Origin of the sequence: Colwellia sp. MB02u-6 (genome assembly GCF_014077095.1) — a bacterium.
Classification (GTDB): domain Bacteria; phylum Pseudomonadota; class Gammaproteobacteria; order Enterobacterales; family Alteromonadaceae; genus Cognaticolwellia.
The window spans coordinates 1-19608 of record NZ_JACGVG010000031.1 but is presented as its reverse complement, the minus strand read 5'-3'; the positions used below and the strand labels follow the sequence as shown (position 1 = coordinate 19608).

At 38.0% G+C, this 19608-nt stretch carries 11 protein-coding genes and 1 rRNA gene; 6 read left to right on the top strand and 6 right to left on the bottom strand.

The genetic code is table 11. The features are described from left to right. Positions 1-561: 561 nt before the first annotated feature. On the top strand, positions 562-2406 hold the full coding sequence (locus tag H4J46_RS07750) for a M2 family metallopeptidase (protein WP_182232957.1): 1845 nt from the start codon (positions 562-564) through the stop codon (positions 2404-2406). A 120-nt stretch (positions 2407-2526) separates the two neighbouring features. On the opposite strand, the gene H4J46_RS07745 is transcribed toward H4J46_RS07750, so the two are convergent. Next, the gene (locus H4J46_RS07745; RefSeq protein WP_182232956.1) at positions 2527-3747 is read right to left on the bottom strand and encodes an Nramp family divalent metal transporter; all 1221 of its coding nucleotides are present in this window, start codon (positions 3745-3747) and stop codon (positions 2527-2529) included. A gap of 185 nt (positions 3748-3932) precedes the next feature. On the opposite strand from H4J46_RS07745, the gene H4J46_RS07740 reads away from it, so the two are divergent. Further along, a complete protein-coding gene (locus tag H4J46_RS07740; protein WP_182232955.1) occupies positions 3933-4397 on the top strand; it encodes a MarR family winged helix-turn-helix transcriptional regulator in 465 nt (154 codons plus the stop codon). A gap of 72 nt (positions 4398-4469) precedes the next feature. Here the strand turns inward: H4J46_RS07740 and H4J46_RS07735 are convergent, their stop codons facing one another. Further along, complete coding sequence (locus tag H4J46_RS07735) at positions 4470-6419, bottom strand: choline BCCT transporter BetT (protein WP_182232954.1); 1950 nt, start codon at positions 6417-6419, stop codon at positions 4470-4472. 278 nt (positions 6420-6697) lie between these two features. On the opposite strand from H4J46_RS07735, the gene H4J46_RS07730 reads away from it, so the two are divergent. Continuing rightward, positions 6698-9343 carry a TonB-dependent receptor gene (locus tag H4J46_RS07730; RefSeq protein WP_182232953.1) on the top strand — a complete coding sequence of 882 codons (2646 nt, stop codon included), beginning with the start codon at positions 6698-6700 and terminating at the stop codon, positions 9341-9343. A 147-nt stretch (positions 9344-9490) separates the two neighbouring features. Further along, entirely contained in the window at positions 9491-11488 is a 1998-nt protein-coding gene (locus H4J46_RS07725; RefSeq protein WP_220462976.1) for a tetratricopeptide repeat-containing sulfotransferase family protein, read from the top strand. Between the two features lie 396 nt (positions 11489-11884). Here the strand turns inward: H4J46_RS07725 and H4J46_RS07720 are convergent, their stop codons facing one another. Then, positions 11885-14926 carry an efflux RND transporter permease subunit gene (locus H4J46_RS07720; protein WP_182232952.1) on the bottom strand — a complete coding sequence of 1014 codons (3042 nt, stop codon included), beginning with the start codon at positions 14924-14926 and terminating at the stop codon, positions 11885-11887. Further along, the gene (locus H4J46_RS07715) at positions 14926-15972 is read right to left on the bottom strand and encodes an efflux RND transporter periplasmic adaptor subunit (protein WP_182232951.1); all 1047 of its coding nucleotides are present in this window, start codon (positions 15970-15972) and stop codon (positions 14926-14928) included. Before H4J46_RS07715 ends, H4J46_RS07720 begins: the two co-directional genes overlap by 1 nt. A gap of 146 nt (positions 15973-16118) precedes the next feature. On the opposite strand from H4J46_RS07715, the gene H4J46_RS07710 reads away from it, so the two are divergent. Both H4J46_RS07710 and H4J46_RS07705 read left to right on the top strand, forming a co-directional pair. Then, positions 16119-16691 (top strand): TetR/AcrR family transcriptional regulator, encoded by a 573-nt coding sequence (locus H4J46_RS07710; protein ID WP_182232950.1) that lies wholly within the window; start codon positions 16119-16121, stop codon positions 16689-16691. A 434-nt stretch (positions 16692-17125) separates the two neighbouring features. After that, on the top strand, positions 17126-17635 hold the full coding sequence (locus tag H4J46_RS07705; protein ID WP_182232949.1) for a M48 family metallopeptidase: 510 nt from the start codon (positions 17126-17128) through the stop codon (positions 17633-17635). A gap of 84 nt (positions 17636-17719) precedes the next feature. Here the strand turns inward: H4J46_RS07705 and H4J46_RS07700 are convergent, their stop codons facing one another. Both H4J46_RS07700 and rrf read right to left on the bottom strand, forming a co-directional pair. Next, entirely contained in the window at positions 17720-18721 is a 1002-nt protein-coding gene (locus H4J46_RS07700) for a GGDEF domain-containing protein (protein ID WP_182232948.1), read from the bottom strand. Positions 18722-19525: 804 nt separating this feature from the next. Continuing rightward, positions 19526-19608, bottom strand: a 5S ribosomal RNA gene (gene rrf, locus H4J46_RS07695); the annotation flags it as partial.

Sequence of the window (19608 nt, the reverse complement as noted above, 5' to 3'; positions counted from 1 at the left end):
GCGTTTAAACTAACGCAACTAGGATTAAATGCAGAACTAAAAAAATACTAAACAAAGTCCAAAAAAAGTCAATTAACGGTCACTAGATTAAAAATTCTTACCCATTTCACTTTTTATATAGCAATATTGATACCTTAAAGTTATCTCAATTGATATTTGCCTAGTACCTGATCACTAATGTACTTTCACTTACTCTCAGTAATAACATTTTAACCTTCAAATTTTATTACTGAGTTTTTTTACTCTTATTACTCTTATTCATTACAAACTATTACATAAAAAATACAGTTAAAAACACCCAATATAGCTATAATTTTTTGGCATTTCCTGAAGTAATTTTTGAAACGCAAATTTCATACTTTCCCTAGTATATTTTATATGATGGCCCAGCCCCCCTTTCGCTGGGCTTTTTTTTGTCGAAAATTTATCAACTCCGCCGAATGTCTCTAACAAAATCAAGACTATTGCCAAGATGATAATCTCAATCTACACTAGCCATGACGCTAGATTAAGTTAATTAAGGCGCTAATCAAGCACTAACAAAAACAATAATGGATACTTATGCAATCAACATTTAAATTAACCACAGCCGCTATTTTGGTAGCAGCAAGCCTAAGTGCTTGTAATGGTGATAACACAGTAGAAAATTCAGCTAAAGTGGCCTCTGTGTTAAGTAAAGCGTTAACGGCTCAAGATGCAGAAAAATTCTTAGCCGCTACTGAACAAGAACTAGTGCAACTTAACCTTGAAGGCAGTCGTGCGGCTTGGATTAATTCAAACTTTATTACGCAAGACACTTCAGCACTTGCCGCAGCAGCAGATCAAAAGTCAACAGAATCTGGGGTTCGGTTTGCCATGCAAGCCGCTAAATTTGACTCTGTAGAAGTCAGTGCAGATCAACGCAGAAAACTCAATATATTAAAGCAGAGCTTAGTGATGCCAGCACCACAAGATTCAGCTAAATCGGCTGAGTTAGCAAAAATTGGCGCGGAATTAAATAGTCTATATGGTAAAGGCAATTACACCACTAAATCGGGCGAAACCTTAAGTTTAGGCGAGATGACCGCTACCATGGCAACCTCTCGTAACTACGATGAATTATTAGAAATGTGGCAAGGTTGGCGAACCATTAGCCCAGCGATGAAACCCTTATATATTCGCCAAGCAGAACTTGGCAACGAAGGCGCACAAGGCCTAGGTTATGCAGACTTAGGCGCAATGTGGCGTTCTAATTATGATATGCCTGCTGATGATTTTGCTAAAGAACTTGACCGTTTATGGGGGCAAATTAAACCTTTATACAATGATCTACATTGTTATGTGCGCACTGAATTAGGCAAAACCTACGGCGAAGATAAAGTGCCACAAGACCAACCTATTCCGGCGCATTTATTAGGTAATATGTGGGCACAATCTTGGGGCAATATTTATGACTTAGTGGCACCTGAAAATGCTGATCCGGGCTATGATGTTACCAAACAACTTGCCAGCCATAATTACGACGAAATTAAAATGGTAAAAGGCGCTGAAAGCTTTTTTACTTCACTTGGCTTTGAAGCATTACCCGCCACATTTTGGCAACGTTCATTATTTACTAAGCCCGCCGATCGAGATGTGGTATGTCATGCCTCAGCATGGGACTTAGATGCCAAAGATGATATTCGCATTAAAATGTGTATCCAAAAAACCGGTGAAGACTTCTCGGTCATTCATCACGAATTAGGTCATAACTTTTATCAACGTGCTTATCAAAACCAGCCCGTTTATTATCAAAACAGTGCTAATGACGGCTTCCATGAAGCTATTGGTGACACGATAGCCCTGTCAGTAACACCTAAATACTTAAAAGAGATTGGTTTAATTGACACCATTCCTGATGAATCAAAAGACATTGGGTTATTAATGAAAATGGCGCTAGATAAGGTTGCCTTTATTCCCTTTGGTTTGATGGTTGATCAATGGCGTTGGAAAGTTTATTCCGGTGAAATTACCCCTGAAAACTATAATAGCGCTTGGTGGGAATTACGTGAAAAATATCAAGGTGTAACCACCCCGATTGATCGTAACGTCGATGCTTTTGACCCAGGTGCCAAATACCATGTACCAGGTGGCGTACCTTATTCTCGTTATTTCTTAGCCCATATTCAGCAATTTGAATTTCATCGTGCCTTATGTGAAATTTCAGGTAATACTGACCCTATTCATCGTTGTTCTATTTATAACAACAAAGATGCCGGTGCCGCGTTAAATACCGTCCTTGAAATGGGCTCAAGTCAGCCATGGCAAGCAGCGTATAAAGTATTAACTGGCAATGAACAAATGGATGCAACCGCCATCCTTGATTATTTTGCCCCCTTGCATACTTGGTTAAAAGATAAAAACCAAGGTAAACAATGTGGTTTTTAATCATTAGTTAACACTAAAAAGCCCTTAAACCAGCTGATTTAAGGGCTTTTTATCTATTATAAACGATTAATATTGTTGTAGATAAAGCTGTGTATTTATATAGTTATCACTTCTAAGTGCTTACAGCAAACCAAACGCTGACATCAAGCTACGCCCACTCAAGAGCAAGGTAATCAAAATAACGCCAATCGCTGCCATGTTCTGCCATAAATTATTGCGGTATTCACCTAGCACTTTTGTATTCATAATCCATAAGAGAAAAATACTGATCAAAGGTAGCAGAATGCCATTGGCTACTTGAGCAAACAAAATAACAGCAACAGGTTTAAAACCTGCGCTGCTGACAACAACACCAATAATTAAAATAATCATCCAGGTTAATCTAAAGCCAAAAGTGTTAAGGTTTTTGTCTAAATTTAAAATACCACTTAACGCAAAGGCCGCAGCTAAAGGGGCGGTGATCGCAGATGATATACCAGCGCAAAACAAGCCAAGGCCAAGCAATAAACTTGCAGAGTCACCAAATAACGGCTGTAGCGCGGGTGCTATGTCGGCAGCACTTTGCAAACTGAGTTGCTGACCAAAAAAGGCCGAAGCCGCGGTTGAAAGTACAGCTACTGATATTAAAGCCCCAAGCGGAATAGATAGCAGTAAATCTTTCCTTGCTGTTGATATATCATCAACTGACTGCCATTTTTTACTGGCTGTTGAAGCATGTAAAAATAAATTATATGGCACAACAGTCGTGCCGATGAGGGCAATAACTGTGAGTGTTGCGCCTGTGGGTAATTCAAAGGCGACAAAACTGCTCATTAACTCGTACCATTGCGGTTTGCTTAAAAAAAATGTTGTTATAAATGCAATGCTCATTAAGCCAACTAACACCACTAAAGCTTGCTCAATTACTTTATAACTACCGGTAATAAGTAAGACAAAAGCAAGCGAACCAATCATGATTGGAAAAATAATAGCTCCAAAAGCAACTTTAAAGCCTAACTGCTCTGCCACACCTACTAAACCTAAACTTGCGCCTGAAATATTACCACTTTGATAAGCGCCATTACCCACCACAATAGCACTCACCACCAGCATAACAACACAAGCCTTAGCAAACGGCTGCTTAATCGCCTGTCGTATATTTTCGCCTAAACCTTGTTGACTAATGATACCAAGCCTTGCCGCCATTTCTTGCAAAATTAACGTCGCAAACATAGCAAAGATCAATGCCCACACAAGTGATAAACCATAATTTGCGCCAGCCATTGATGCGGTAATTATCGTCCCTGGACCAATAAACGCTGCTGTAACAAGAAACGCAGGTCCTATTTTTGGAAGTTTCATATTACCTACTCTGTTATTTTTATATTGAGAGTTCAGGACTTTTCAGCCATCATACCTATGAGTTATTTGAAAAACACACCGGTGATTTTAGTTAAATAATGTTTATTTCAATAATTCCCTAGTCGGTTGTTATAATTTTGATTAGACTACGGAATTTTAGAGTTAGGAGTTAGGAGTCTACTGTTATGGAAAAACACCAGGAATTATTAATTTCCTTAAGAAAAGTTATACGCGCCATTGATTTACATTCAAAACATCTTAATAAAACCTCTGGCTTAACCAGCCCACAATTATTAATTATGTTAGAGATCGATAAAGAATACAGTATCAATTCAAGCCAAGTGGCTAAAAAAGTTAATTTAAGTCCCGCAACGGTGACCAATATTATTGATCGGTTAGAAAGTAAAAATCTTATTTCAAGAGTGCGTTATACACAAGACAAACGTAAAGTCGGCCTGTATTTAACTGATGATGGAAAAGCGCTTTTACTTAAGGCACCGCAAGCATTACAAGCACATTTTATTGAAAAATTTTCTAATTTAGCGCAATGGGAGCAATCGCAATTGCTGTCTTCAATGGAGCGTTTATCAAATATGATGGATGCCGATAAAATAGATGCTGCACCGCTATTAGAATTACAGAGCCTATAACAACTTTTCTTACAGGCTCTGATTATATGCAGTGAGCGCCAGTAATATCAATAAAACTGACGCCGTTAGGTGTTAACGTAACAAATGCAAAAAGTGCAAATGTTTATGGTATTGATCAATAATATTATTGATCACTGCCGCCTTTGACCAACCCATAATGTCATAATCTTGTCCACCTTCACCTAAATGAACTTCTGCTCGATAATAATTGTGTTCATCATCATCGGCTTCATTCGCAAAGTCTGGTTGTAAATGCTTTCGAGCAAGCACCCGATAAACAAACTGCTGCTCTTCACCATGTTGAACCAATAAACTCAGGCCGTTTTCATCCGAAACAACCACATTAATTTGGTTTTTCTTTAGTTCATCAGCAACGGATTTAAACGCAGGTACAACTGTCTTACTAATAAATTTATTAACATTGCCCTTGTTTGGGTAATCAACAATATTATTTAAGCGCACCTGCCAGCTATCATCACGATCATTGTTTGAATGAGGTACTGCTGTTATAAGCTGGCTGTCTTGTTTAAAAGCTTCAACTCTCAATGCTTTAATCAAGCCAGCAATAGCAAGCAGTAGTACGATAGCAAAAGGCAAGGCACTGGCAATGGTCATGGTCTGCAGAGCACCAAGTCCGCCCGCTAACAATAAAATCCCTGCAACCATGCCGATACCAACAGCCCAATAAACTCTTTGCCACAAGGGTGTGTTATTGCTGCCATGCGAACAGAGCATATCCACTACCATGGCACCAGAATCACAAGAAGTGACAAAAAATATCACAATCATCAAGACACTAAAGAAAGACAGCAATGTAGATAATGGGAAATTTTCTAGAAAAACAAATAATGCTACTGATGAGTCTTTACTGACCATTTCCCCTAATTCAACCACCCCTTGGTTGTGCACCAAGTCAATGGCACTGGTACCAAAAATAGTCATCCAAAACAAAGTAAATACGGTGGGTATTAACATAACACCAACAATGAATTCTCTAATCGTGCGACCACGAGAGATTCTAGCAATGAACAAGCCAACAAAAGGTGCCCAAGCAAGCCACCAACCCCAATAGAATATCGTCCAACCACCTATCCAAGTGGTCTTTTTATAAGCGAATAAATTGAAAGTGTTATGTACTATATCAGCTAAATAATCACCAATATTTTGTAAGTAGGCCTGTAATAAAAACACCGTTGGACCGAGTACAAAAACCAAAGTTAACAAGATCACCGCTAATACCATATTGGTTTCAGAAAGTATTTTAATTCCCTTATCTAAACCGGTCGCCACAGAGATAATGGCAAGTCCAATGATACCAATCATTATAATGATTTGATTGGTCGTAGAAACCTCAATACCAAACAAATAACCGAAACCTGCATTTACTTGTGACGCCCCTAAACCTAATGAAGTGGCGACACCAAAAACCGTACTGACCACAGCAAAAACATCAACTAAATGCCCTGGCCATTGATAAATTCGTTCACCAATTAAGGGATACAATGCAGAACGTAGCGTCAAGGGTAAATTATGGCGATAACTAAAATAAGCTAATACCAAAGCCACAATGGCGTAGATAGCCCAAGCATGTAGTCCCCAATGGAAAAATGTCATTTTCATTGCTTCTTGAACCGCAGCAACCGTGCCTTTTTCTGCCGTAGGTGGCGACAAATAGTGCATCAATGGCTCTGCCACACCAAAAAACATTAAGCCAATGCCCATTCCAGCAGCAAACAACATAGAAAGCCAAGTCAACATAGAATAATCGGGGGTCGCATGATCAGGCCCTAAACGAATATCCCCGTAACGAGAGAATCCTAAAAAAATAACAAAAAAGAAGATGAAAGCGACGGTGAGCACATAGAACCAACTGCCGTTCTCAATAATGCTTGTTTGCATAAGCGTAAACAGGCTCTGTGCCTGTTCAGGTAGTGCTACTGTATAAAGTAAAAGAGCAATAATGATAGATGATGCACTAACGAATACTGTCTTATTTAATTGACTCTTGGCGGATAAAGACAAAGCCTTCCCCTAAATTTAATTTGTGTTGATATTATATCTTGTTAATCGAGGTGTAAATAGTCACTTGTGTGAACAATCAACTATATAACGAAGTTTGACTAAAAAAGAGCACTTTATTATATTTTTGAAAAGATTCCTATATTTTGTTAAGATACTGCCAAAGGCCAAATATAGTTAGAACTCTAATGGTATTTATATTTAGAGTTCTAAGTGTATTTGTAGTTAGAGTTCTAAACGTATTAGGCTCTTCACAATAAAAATACCAAGGGAAAATCACTATGAAATTCACTAAACTACACTGCGCTGTCTTAACCGCACTAGCAGCGTCAGGCACTTTGTACGCTGAAGAAACAAAAAAGAGAGCATCAATAGAGACTATTGAAGTTACAGCGACTAAACGCGTTGAATCAATTCAAGAAGTTCCCGTAACTGTCACCGCATTAACCGGTGATAGCTTAGAAAAACTTGGCGTTTCTAATTTTGACCAATACGTAGAGTTTTTACCAAATGTTGTTTTTCAGGGTACAGGTCCTGGCCAAAATGAAATATATATTCGTGGCGCAGCAACTACGCAAACCAACATCTCAGTTTCATCAGTTCAAGCACTACAACCTTCTGTTGCTTTCTATTTAGACGAGCAACCGGTATCAATGCAAGGGCGTAATTTAGATATTTATGCTACTGATGTTGAACGTATCGAAGTTTTACCTGGGCCACAAGGCACACTTTTTGGTGCTAGCTCTCAATCAGGTACCGTTCGCTTAATCACCAACAAGCCAACCCATGATGGTTTTGCTGCAGGTTTTGATACCAGCACAAGTACCACCAAAGGCGGCGACATGAGTAACTCTGTCGAAGCGTATTTTAATATGTCTTTATCTGACTCGTTAGCCGTACGTGTTACTGCTTACAACGACTACCAAGGTGGTTGGATAGATAATGTACTTAATGTTCCAGGTGAAGGTGGTTATACTGGTAGTGCAGAAGTTATTAGTCGAATTTCTGGTGGTGTATTAACTAACCCTGAAAATATTTCTGTTACCGCACCACAAAATGCTGCTTTAGTAGAAGAAAACTTTAATACGGCAAGTTATGCCGGTGCTCGCTTTGGTTTATCGTATTTAATCAATAATGACTGGGATCTTTTAGTTCAACATACTCAACAGTCACTTGATACAGAAGGTGTGTTTTCTTATGATCCAAACCTTAAAGGTGAAACATCAACAAGTCGCTTTATGCCAGAAAACAACAATGATGATTTTGGTTTAACGACTTGGACATTAGAAGGCCGACTTGAGCATCTTACCGTGGTTTATACCGGTGGTTATCTTGACAGAGATATCAATTCAACGATTGATTACACTGGCTATACTAACGGTGGTTCATTTTCTGCTTATTATGTTTGTAACTATTCAGGCGTTCCTGAAGCAGAACAAGAATGTCTTGACCCAACTAAGTATTATAAAGAAGAAACTAGCACCTCTCGTACTACCCACGAATTGCGTATGAATACCTCAGCTGAAAATCGCTGGCGTGTAACCGCAGGTGTATTTTACGACACGCAAGAGTTATCAACTGTTGGTCAATTCAAAATAGCTAATACTGAGAAGTTTCCTAATTTGGCAAGAACACTTGTAGGAAATGAAGGCGTTAACAGTAGTGACGGTCCTTTCCCTTCAGAAGTAAGTTTTGTTAATGATGTTACTCATACCATAGATCAAATCGCGGTATTTGGTCAGTTCGAGTATGATATTACTGACACAGTCACCGCAAGTTTTGGTGCCCGTTGGTATCAAATTGATGACATTTATAAAGGCTCTACAACAACCGCCGATGTCAGTGGTCGTTTACGTGCCTTTGGTGATGGAAGTGAAGCAGCATTAACTGAGTTTTTTGGTGCTGATGAAGCAGCGGCGATTCAATCCGCTATTGCTAGTGGCCAACTAGAAACTGACTTACTTGATAGTGACGGTACCTTAACCGTTGATGATACGATTATCAAAACTTCAGTTGATTGGCAAGTTAATGATGATGTTATGGTATTTGCATCATATTCAGAAGGTTTTAGACCACCGGTTACTAACCGAGTTGGTGGTGGTTCAGCTAAAAGTCAAGAAGGCGCCTTTGATGGTTTCCGCATTCCAGTGTACTCAACCACTGATAGCTTAGATAACGTAGAATTAGGTTTTAAATCAACATTATTTGATCAAAATTTACGCTTCAACGCTACGGCCTACTATTCAAAAATATCTAATCTGCAAACATCAAGATATGACCCTACCAATATCAGCTTCTTAGTATTTACTGATAATGTTGGTGATGCTGAAATTAAAGGTATCGACGGTGACTTTAGTTGGGTCGCAACAGATAACTTAGTTATCTCTGGTGCTTTTAGTTTGATAGATACCGAGCTAACGTCAGTTAATGCCCAACTTAATGGTATTGCGCCACCAGAAGGCAGTAGATTACCCTATTCAGCTGAATTCTCAGGTAATTTACAAGCCCAGTATTTCTATCCAATTGGCCAAGGTATGACAGGTTATGTTAACGGTTCAATCAGTTACACCGGAGAGAGACTTGCCGGTATGGTGATGGACGCGAACATGGTAGAGGACTCTACTAATTTAATCTATGGCACAGGTTCAGGTTTGAACATTCAAAACGAAGCTGATGTTTATTCCGGTGTTAATTATCCAGACAGTAATGGCGAGACTTTTGCCGGTGGTCGTTATATACAGGATAGTTATGTGGTAGCAAATTTAAGCTTTGGTGTAACTAACGACGAATGGAAAGCTGAGCTTTTCATCGACAACCTGACTGATAAAAGTGCAATATTATATATTGATACTCAACAGTATACGCCAAAAGTAGTTTCTAACCGACCTCGTACCATTGGTTTTAGATTCTCGTACGACTTTTATTAAGCCTAGATCGATTACTAAAAGCTAGTTAAGTCATAGCTAAAATGATAAATAAAGCCGTTTGATATCTGTATCAAGCGGCTTTTTATTGATAAAATAGTCGTGTTTTAACCTAAAAACAATACGCTAACCTACCCTGGAGCTAAGTCATTGGACACAAAATCTCACTCTGCTATTGAAGACCAATTAAAATCAATTCAACAATTGATCCAAACAACAAAATTCAATGACGCCATTACACAAAGTAAACAACTACAAAAACAAACCACAGACCAACAACTCCAAATTGAATTATGGTATTTAATTGCCGTTGCCCAACGCTATGCAAAAACTATCCCTGCGGCATTAAGCAGTATTAATGAATTACTTAAACTCGATGAAACACATAGCCGCGCTAATCAAGAACAAGGCTTTATCCATTTAGCCTTAGATGAACCCGCACTGGCTAAAATTTCATTTGAAAAGGCAGTAAAACTTAACCCAAGTTTAGTCGCTAGTTGGCAAGCATTAATTCACCTGTACCGAGATGCAAAGCAACAAGACAATGTGCAAAAAGCCGCCAATCAGTTAGAGAAACTAAAAAAATTACCTCCGGCCTTACTCGCGGTAACTGAATTAATGCACGAAGGAAAGTTATTAAAAGCAGAACAAATTTGTCGACATTTTTTACAAGATAATAAACGCCACATCGATGGCATGTGTCTGCTTGCTGAAATAGGTGTAGAGCTAAAAATTTATGACGATGCTGAATTTTTACTGGCCAGTGCCCTTGAGTTGGCGCCCAATCATATAAATGCGCGCTCTCAGTACCTCAATTTACTTATTCGTTTAGGTAAATACAAAGTGGCAGAACAGCAAGTTGAAAAGTTACTCGCTATACAACCTGACAACCTGAGCTTTAAAGTCGCTAAAGCGAGTGCCTTAACAGGTTTAGGTAAAATAGAGCAAGCCATCATCCTATTTGAACAAGCTGTAGAGCAAAACGATCAAGTTGCAGGCTTTCAACTGCAGCTAGGCCATGCGCTAAAAACCAAAGGTGACATAAAAAAAGCCATTGCTGCTTACCAAAAAGCCTACCAGTTAAACCCAAGTTATGGTGATGCTTTTTGGAGTTTAGCCAATACTAAAACCTACCGTTTTAGCGATGAAGAAATTGCTCAAATGCAAGCACAGCAAAATAATAACGCCTTAGCACTAACAGATAAAGTTCAACTACATTTTGCTACCGGTAAAGCCTTTGAAGACAGAGAAGACTATAAGCAAGCCTTTCAAGCCTACCAAGAAGGCAATAAATTACAGCATGCTCATAGTGGTTTTGATATTACCAAAGTAGAACAACAAGTTGCCGAGCAAATAAAATACTGTACCGCTGAGCTGTTTGAGAGCCGTGGAAATTTAGGGCTTAGTTTACCTGACCCAATATTTATTGTCGGCTTACCGCGCGCAGGCTCTACGCTACTTGAACAAATACTGGCTTCACATAGTCAAGTTGACGGCACGATGGAGCTACACAATATATTAGGCTTGGCATCACGACTACGAGGCCGTAGCAATAGTCAAAGTGATCAAGAAGCTCAATACCCGAAAAATTTAAATGAAATTAATCCCGAGTATTTCAAACGCTTTGGTCAGCAATTTATTGACGAAACTCAAGTCTACCGAGAAAAGGCACCCTTATTTATTGATAAAATGCCCAATAACTTTCTCCATATTGGCCTGATCCGATTAATACTGCCCAACGCTAAAATTATTGACGCCAGACGCTCACCCATGGCTTGTTGCTTTAGCGGTTTTAAACAGTTATTTGCCGAAGGACAAGATTTTAGTTACAACCTTGAAGACATGGGTCGTTACTATCAAGCTTATTTAAAATTGATGGCACATTGGGATGATGTTTTACCGGGTTATGTATTAAAGGTAAATCATGAAGATGTGGTGGATGATTTAGAAACACAAGTACGAAGAATGCTTGATTTTTGTGGCTTAGAGTTTGAACAATCCTGTGTCGATTTTCATAAAACCAAGCGCAATATTAAAACCCCAAGCTCTGAGCAAGTGCGTCAACCCATTTATAAAAGTGCCACTGAACAATGGCGACATTTTGAGCCCTATTTAACGCCCTTGAAAAAAGTACTTAATATAGAATAAAGGTGACCTAGATAAAGAGTATATCTTCGTTCTTTATCTAGCGTGCATAAATGCACTATTGTTTAGAAAGACAGGATGTCTGAGAGAGGCATAAATATAGTCGTTCTTTCACATCGACCTGCATTGATACACTAATGCCGTGGAGCCATGTTCTTGCATGGATATAAGCCATTAGAGTAATGCAGGAGCAATTACCGAGATGGCTAAGAACAGTCGTGTGATCATGACATGGATGTCGGTACTTAGTTTTTGTCTGGTACAGAAAAACTGCCCGTTTATCCTAAACATAAAAGCGAACAGGTTAATGTCCGCTTTTATGTTTATCGCTAAGGGATAAACCTTAGTCACCGCACTTTTTATTGAGATAACACTTTAGTGACTAACTAAATACCCGCGCTATACTTTCTCTACCTTAATTTTATAAAAAACACTATAAAGCACAGGTACGGCTATCATGGTCAAGATAGTGGCAAACGCTAATCCGCCCATAATGGTCACCGACATATCAGCAAAGAAAGGGTCAAATAATAATGGCATAACACCTAATATAGTGGTGATAGCTGCCAGTGAAACTGGTCTCAAGCGACTCAAGCTTGCTTCAACGATGGCAATTGCTTTTTCTTTACCTTCAATAATTTGTAAGTCAATTTCTTCCAATAGCACAATAGCATTTTTAATTAACATACCGAATAGGCTCAAAAAGCCCAGTAACGACATAAAGCCAAAAGGTAGGTCTGCTATTAGTAAGCCCGCAACCACACCCACCACAGCCATAGGTACAATCAGCCAAATAATAATCGGCTGCCTAGCCTTACCAAAGAGCAACACACTGATAATAAACATGATTAAGAACCCCAGCGGCAAGCCTTTTCCTAAAGCGGCTTGCGCTTTACGTGACGATTCATATTCGCCACCCCAGTCAAGTTTATAACCTTCTGGTAAAGTAATAGCAGCAATTTTAGCTTGTGTACGATTAAACGCCTCACCGGTAGTTTCATTGTATCCGGCCTCCGCTTTAACCGTGATAGTTCTTACACGATCACGTCGATTAATCAGCAGCTCTTCACTGGCATAGTTCATTTTGCCACTTACTTGCTTAAAGGGTATATAAGTTCGTTGACTACTGCTCCACACTAAACTGTTTTCTAAACCGGCTAATTGATCAGGATTCGTGCTACTATTTCTGGCAATAATTGGATAAAGGTAATCACCATCTTGTAATTGCCCTATTTGCAAACCATCAGTATAAAACTTTATCGCTTGACTAAAATCACTCCTTGAAACACCGGCAATGCCTGCCGCTATATCATCATACTCAGGTGCTAAAACAATGCCTTTATTCCGCCAGTCATCTCGAATATCACGAATGTTACCATCTGCAGAATAAATTGCTTTTGCTTGCTCAGCTAACTGCCTTAAAATAGCGGGATCTTCGCCAGAAAATCGTGCCTGAATTTTAGCACCCGCACCAGGGCCAAATTGCATGATTTCTGCGTAAAAATTTACCTTAGGATTTGCTAATCTTAATTTATCAGCGACGGCTTGCGCTAAGCGAGGGATATCAGCTGCGTCATACGCTCGCACCATAAATAGCCCATAACTCTCATTCGGTAATTCAGGGGCAAATACTAAGGTAAAGCGTGCTGAACTTTCACCGATAAAAGTCGCTAATGATTCGACACCTTCAGTGCTCAGGATCAGCTTTTCACCTTGTTTCATATATTTTTCAGTGGCTCTAATATCTGAGTCTTGCGGGCCCCAGTAATGAACAAAAAACACTGGGGTATTTGAAGGAGGGAAAAATCCTTGTTTAATAAAACCAAAGCTTGCGTAGGCGCTGATTGTAATCACCACCAATAACCCTAAGGTTACACCACGCCAGTGCAAGGCATTACGTAAAACAACTAAATAAGCTTGATGAAATAATGAATGTGACGCTTCTACACCTGATTTATCAACCACTTGATAAAAGTATTTACCTAATAAAGGAGTTAACGTTACCGCCAGTACCCAACTTAACAGCAAAGATATTAGTACGACGGCGAACAGTGAAAATAAAAACTCTCCTGTGGCATCATCTGATAAACCAATGCCCGAAAACGCTGCTATACCAATAACCGTAGCGCCCAGTAATGGCCACTGTGTACGTTTAACAATAAAGCTGGCAGACTCCATTGCCGACTTACCTTTCTCCATGCGCAGCATCATACCCTCTGCTACCACAATAGCATTGTCAACCAGCATTCCCATAGCAATGACCAAGGCTCCTAATGAAATACGTTGTAGTTGTAAATCATAAAGCCACATGATCAAGACAGTCCCTAATACTGTGATCAATAAAGTGCCACCAACAACAATGCCGGAACGCCAACCCATAAATAGACAAAGCGCTAAGGTCACTACAGCAACTGAAATTTCCAAATTTAAGATAAAACCATCAACGGATTCATCAACAATTTTCGCTTGATTATAAATAGAAGACAACTGAATACCCGCCGGTAATTTAGCGAGCACTTCAGCCAGCTTAGCGGAGATTTCCTCACCAACTTCAACGATATTAATATCACTTTGCGCTGATACCGCTAAGGTTATAGCACGTTCACCATTAAAGCGTTTTAAGCCACTTGGGATAGCTACAGGTTCAATACTGAGCTGAGCAATATCTTTTATCTTTATTGAGGCATTTTTACCCGGAATAACGATAGAGAGGTTTTCTATCTCTGCTATTTTATTGGTTGAGCTTGCAACTGGGATCCTAATTTTTTTATCGCCAACATATAATCTACCACCACTAAAGGGTTTTAAATTATTCGCCAGTACTTTTTGAATATCAGGAAAAGAAAGCCCTAAACCGGCAATTTGATAGCTATCAATGGTGGCAACAATTTCTTCTTCTAAAACACCGCCAATTTTTACTTTAGCAACCCCGTCAACAGTGAGAACTTCGCGACGAATTATACGGGAGAATTCGCGCATTTGGTTAGCGCTAAAGTCAGGTGCAGATAAAGCATAATAAATGCCATAAACGTCACCAAAATCGTCGATAACCACTGGAGCACTAGCGCCAAGTGGCAAGTTGTGCTGAATATCGCTAAGGCGTTTGCGTAGTTCGTCCCAAATCTGGGGTAATAATGGTCCATCAATATGTGGTTGTATTTCCATGGTTACTCGGGATAAACCAGGTTTACTGACTGATTTCAACGTATCTAATTGCCACATTTGTTGCAGTGCTATTTCTACTTGCTCAGTAACTTCTTTTTCAACTTTTTCCGCACTTGCCCCCGGATAATACGTAAAGATAACGGCTTTTTTTATGGTAAAGGCCGGATCTTCTAAGCGGCCTATTTTGCCCATAGCAACAATGCCACCAATAATAAAGCATATCGCCATAAGCCAAATATTAATGGGCTTAGTCAACGAATAACGTGCAATATCCATTAATATGTCGCCTTATATTCTCTGACTATTAGTCCCTCACGCATTTGCCCCACTGCGGCAGAAACCACTTTATCATCACGACTTAATCCCAAAGAAATCACGGCGTACTCACCTTTTAATTCAGAAACCTTGACCTTGACCTCAGTCAGACTATTTTGTACTTGATTAAAGCGCCAGACACTAAAGCCTGATTCGTTATTGCCTACTAATGCACTTAATGGAATAATTAATGCCTGTGAGTGACTATTATTTTGTTTAATATTAACAATGGCGCGCGAGCCTGGATAAAAAGACTTAGCAATTTCACCGTCAAGTGCAAAGGTTACGCCATAGGTTTGAGTAATGGGATCAGGCGTGGTTTTATGTTCAACATAATGTATATCAAATATCTTATCTTCCTGGCCAATAATATAAGCAGTTGCTTTTACATCGCGATTGCCGGCATTGGCGGTCATAATGCGTTCAGGCACCTCAAAGGTAAAATAAAGCGCTGATCTATCTTGTAAATTAGCCAGTGAATCTCCAGTACGAATTAAGCTATCATTTTCAATGTACCTAGCACCAATAACAGCATCAAATGGTGATCTTATCGTGCAGTAACTTAAATCTTGCTCTGCATTGGTTAGTGCTATTTTAGTAATTGAAAACTGAGATTGTGCTTCATCGTAATCGCGTTGCGACGCAACATTTTTTTCAAAAACATCTTTAATGCGTTTTAAATTTCGTTGTGCGTCATCATGAAGAATAAGGCTTTCTTGCACTTTGCGTTGAAAAGGTTTCGGATCAATTTTAGCTAAAATTTGACCTTTTTTAACTTCACTACCTTCGACAAGGTTCTCAAAAATTAGACGTCCTGAGACTTCGAATTTAAGGTCAACACTCTTCACCGCCGACACCGTGGCTGGAAATTTATAGTCATTCACTAAATTTGTTAGCCGGGCACTCGTGAGTTGAACCACTACAGGTTCAGCCTCTTTTGTGACTTCTGTTGGTTTAGAACAAGCTTGCAGTAAAATAACGGCTCCGAGCATAAAAATTAGCTTCACATCAATCCCAAAATATAAGTTAAATTATAAAAGTAAGTAGGGGAATCATAACACAGGTTTACACATTAACAACTAGTGTAAACTTGTTGTTTAATGTAACCACTCACGTTAATATATCAATACTTTAATGAGTAAGAGCAGATGATTTGCCAAGTACTACTGATAAAATACTAAATGCCGCTATGGATTGCTTTTTTCAGCACGGCTACGATACCGCAAATATTTCTATGGTCAGTCGTTATGCTGGGATATCGCGAGTAACTATACATAAGCAATTTAAATCAAAAGAGCTATTATTTAGAGCTGTTGTTGAAAAACATTTTCAGCAACATAATATATTGATTAATGTCTACAGTAAGTCAGAAATAAATTTTTGGCAGGAAACCCAAGTGCTTATTATTCAACGATGTGAAGGCTTATTCAATCACGTATCCAGTAGTTTAGTTAGGGCTAATTTAATACACGCTGGTCAGGCATTTTGCAAAGACCTTATTCAGGCGGAAGAAAGCCTAATAAAAAATAGTATTCAATTAAGAATTGAAAAAGAAATTTCCGAAAATCATTTAACACTAAGCAAAATAGGCTTGTCCTCATCAGCATTAGCTGAAACGTTACACTTTGCACCATTTGGCATCACGGTCTCGGTATCAGATAAAAACAATACTACCTTTGTAGAAAACTTAATGGCGATATTTAAAGCATCAACATCACCACTTTAATGTAATGTTATCCCTTAAAAACCTCTATTTATAATTAGCCTTTATTTCACCAAAACTGACTAATTAAATTACTTCTGCCTAATGCTCCGTAGTGATAAAAATAGCGAACTTTAGCTTCGCTATTTTTAGTGTAACTTTATACTCAAGTAACTAACTTCATCAATGTGCCTGTAAAAATTAAATATTTATTTGAAGAGCCAAATACTTAGCGTGTTTTAAAAAATTCTTCGGCGCTGTACGTTTGAAACAAGGAAGATTTAATCCTTGATATATCGGATTATGCTGTTGGCATTTACCTTGAACAGGCGAGTAATAATGACATTCGAGTAAATAGCGCTAAAAATTTTAATAAAAAACAATGAATAGTTAAATTATAATAGCGTAAACTATTGTTATAGTCGCAACCATCAACAATACAGAACTTATTTAGTCACATGGCCACACCGTTAAAGTATTTATCTCATTATTCTATTGATATACAGCAGCAAGTCACACAGCTTATTAAGGAAAACAACTTAAAAGCCTATTTATTGGCGCAATTTCCTACACCACATGAAGTAACTACTGATAAAGCATTACGCGAATACTCCATCGCGTTAAAACAACAATATTTAAAAAAATCAGCCCCACTTAGTCAAGTAAAGTACGATGATAAGATTCATGTGGTTAACAACGCGCTAGGTTTGCACACCTATGTTTCTCGCGTACAAGGCAATAAACTAAAAAGTAAAAACGAAATCCGTATTGGTAGTATGTTTAAGCGAGCGCCCGAAGCACTATTAAGTATGATCGTGGTGCATGAACTGGCGCATTTAAAAGAAAAAAAGCATAACAAAGCCTTTTATCAACTATGCCAACATATGTTACCAAACTATCATCAATTAGAGTTGATGACTCGTATATACCTTACTGAGCTAGAAAACAATGGCAGTATTTATCAATAAACACCGTCGCTTATTAGTGCCTCTAAGTATATACAAAGCGCCTAAATCAAGAACAGCATAAGTTAAATGTCAGCGTGAACTCATCTATAAACAAACGCTTCTATTTCTGCCACTATTTTTAGCTTGATATAATGCGGTATTAGCTTGTTCAAATATCGCCGCCCAGTTTAATTCCTCTTCTCGTTGTACAACACCAATAGAAACAGAAATTTTAGGTAGCTTGGCTTTTGAGTCTCTATGCATCAGTGTTAATTGTGAAATCGCTAACCTGATATTTTCTGCAACTTCATATGCTTGCGTTTTGGTTTTATTTACCATAACAACAGTAAACTCCTCCCCACCAAAACGAACGGCAATATCGTTATCGGATATATATGATGTAATCACTTTTGCAATGCGCTGTATCACTTTATCGCCAATAACATAGCCAAACTTATTATTAAAATTTTTGAAATGGTCAATATCTATTGCTAATGAAGAATGCACTTGTTCAATATCTAATTCTTTTAACTTAATGTCACAGCCACGACGATTATATAAACCAGTTAAAGAATCAACTATTACTTCATTACGTGCCGCATGAAGTTTAGATTTCAAAAAATTGACTTCACCACAAGTCCTGGTTAAATCTAAAGATAAGTCGGAATGCTGTTGTTGATAAAATGTAATATTTTTCATCAAAAAGGAAACAATATTTTGCATAGAATTAAGGTGTTCATGTTTAGAAAGTGCTTTTTTCGCTTTTATTAAATTAGAAGTTGCTGCTTTAGCACTATCTACTTGTAAATTAATTTTTTCGAGAGTAGAAGTTAAAGACTTCTCAATCGGTTCAAGTATTTGTTTATCAATAGTATGAGAGTTAGAAATATACTTTTCAAATAAACCTTCAATAAAAGTTAAATCAACGTCCTGAAAGGTTTGAACATGCCTCTCTAACTCTGCAGTTAATTTTTTATTACGCTTACTAATATGCAAATAAGTGACTGAATAATTTACTGGACTAGCTGGGATTTGGTAATGAGATAAAAATTCGTTTGTTGAAGCACTAAATTTCAGTACCTCATCAAAATTATCTTTAATAAGCACGAGCGCTCCTTAAGAGTATATTTATTATTTTAATGTCAACAATTACTTGTTAACTAACAGAATCACCACGTAAATAAGATGTTAACAACCTTTAATGAGAATATCTAAATTAGCAACGTTCAACAAGCATTAAAATGCTAAATATCACTTGTTATAGCTTTTCACCTAATAATGAAGTTTTTTATATAAAATTATTAGCATGTAAAAAATTCTTATTGGCTAATAATAAAGATTCATTGTACCAAGATAATTAGAGCCGCTTTTTAAAGTGGCGATTGATACATCAAATTGACACTAAAATAAATATTAATAATGTAAAAGTTAAAAATATTGAACAATTTTCTCTACTCTTAATTACGCTATCTTAAATACAGTAAACTTGAATAATTATGTGGCAAAAATAGAAAAATTTAATGATTTATCAGCTAATGAACTAGTGCATCATCACCAAAGTTAAGTTTAATAGAACAGGTCTAGCAATGGTTACGCGAAAATAGACTTAGTAACAAATACTACAAGGGCTGTAACGATATTATTGAATTATGTGGTCCAACTTAGAACATGCTCTTCTCAACATAAAACAGCGATTAAGCTGCGTCCTAGAGGTTTAATAATGCGGGAACTTAGTTGATGCAATTAGTATAAGATATTCAAAACTAGCTATTGATTGAGGTTGGAGGGTTTTGTTAACACTTTTTAGTTTTTGAGATTACAGCAAGCTAATGCCTAAATCTCAAGCTTTACTTATCAAATGCCAGAAAGCAAAAAACCCGTAGCGTTAGCTACGGGTTTCTCTAAATAGAAGCCTAGCAATGTCCTACTCTCACATGGGAACTCCCACACTACCATCGGCGCTAACACGTTTCACTTCTGAGTTCGGAATGGGA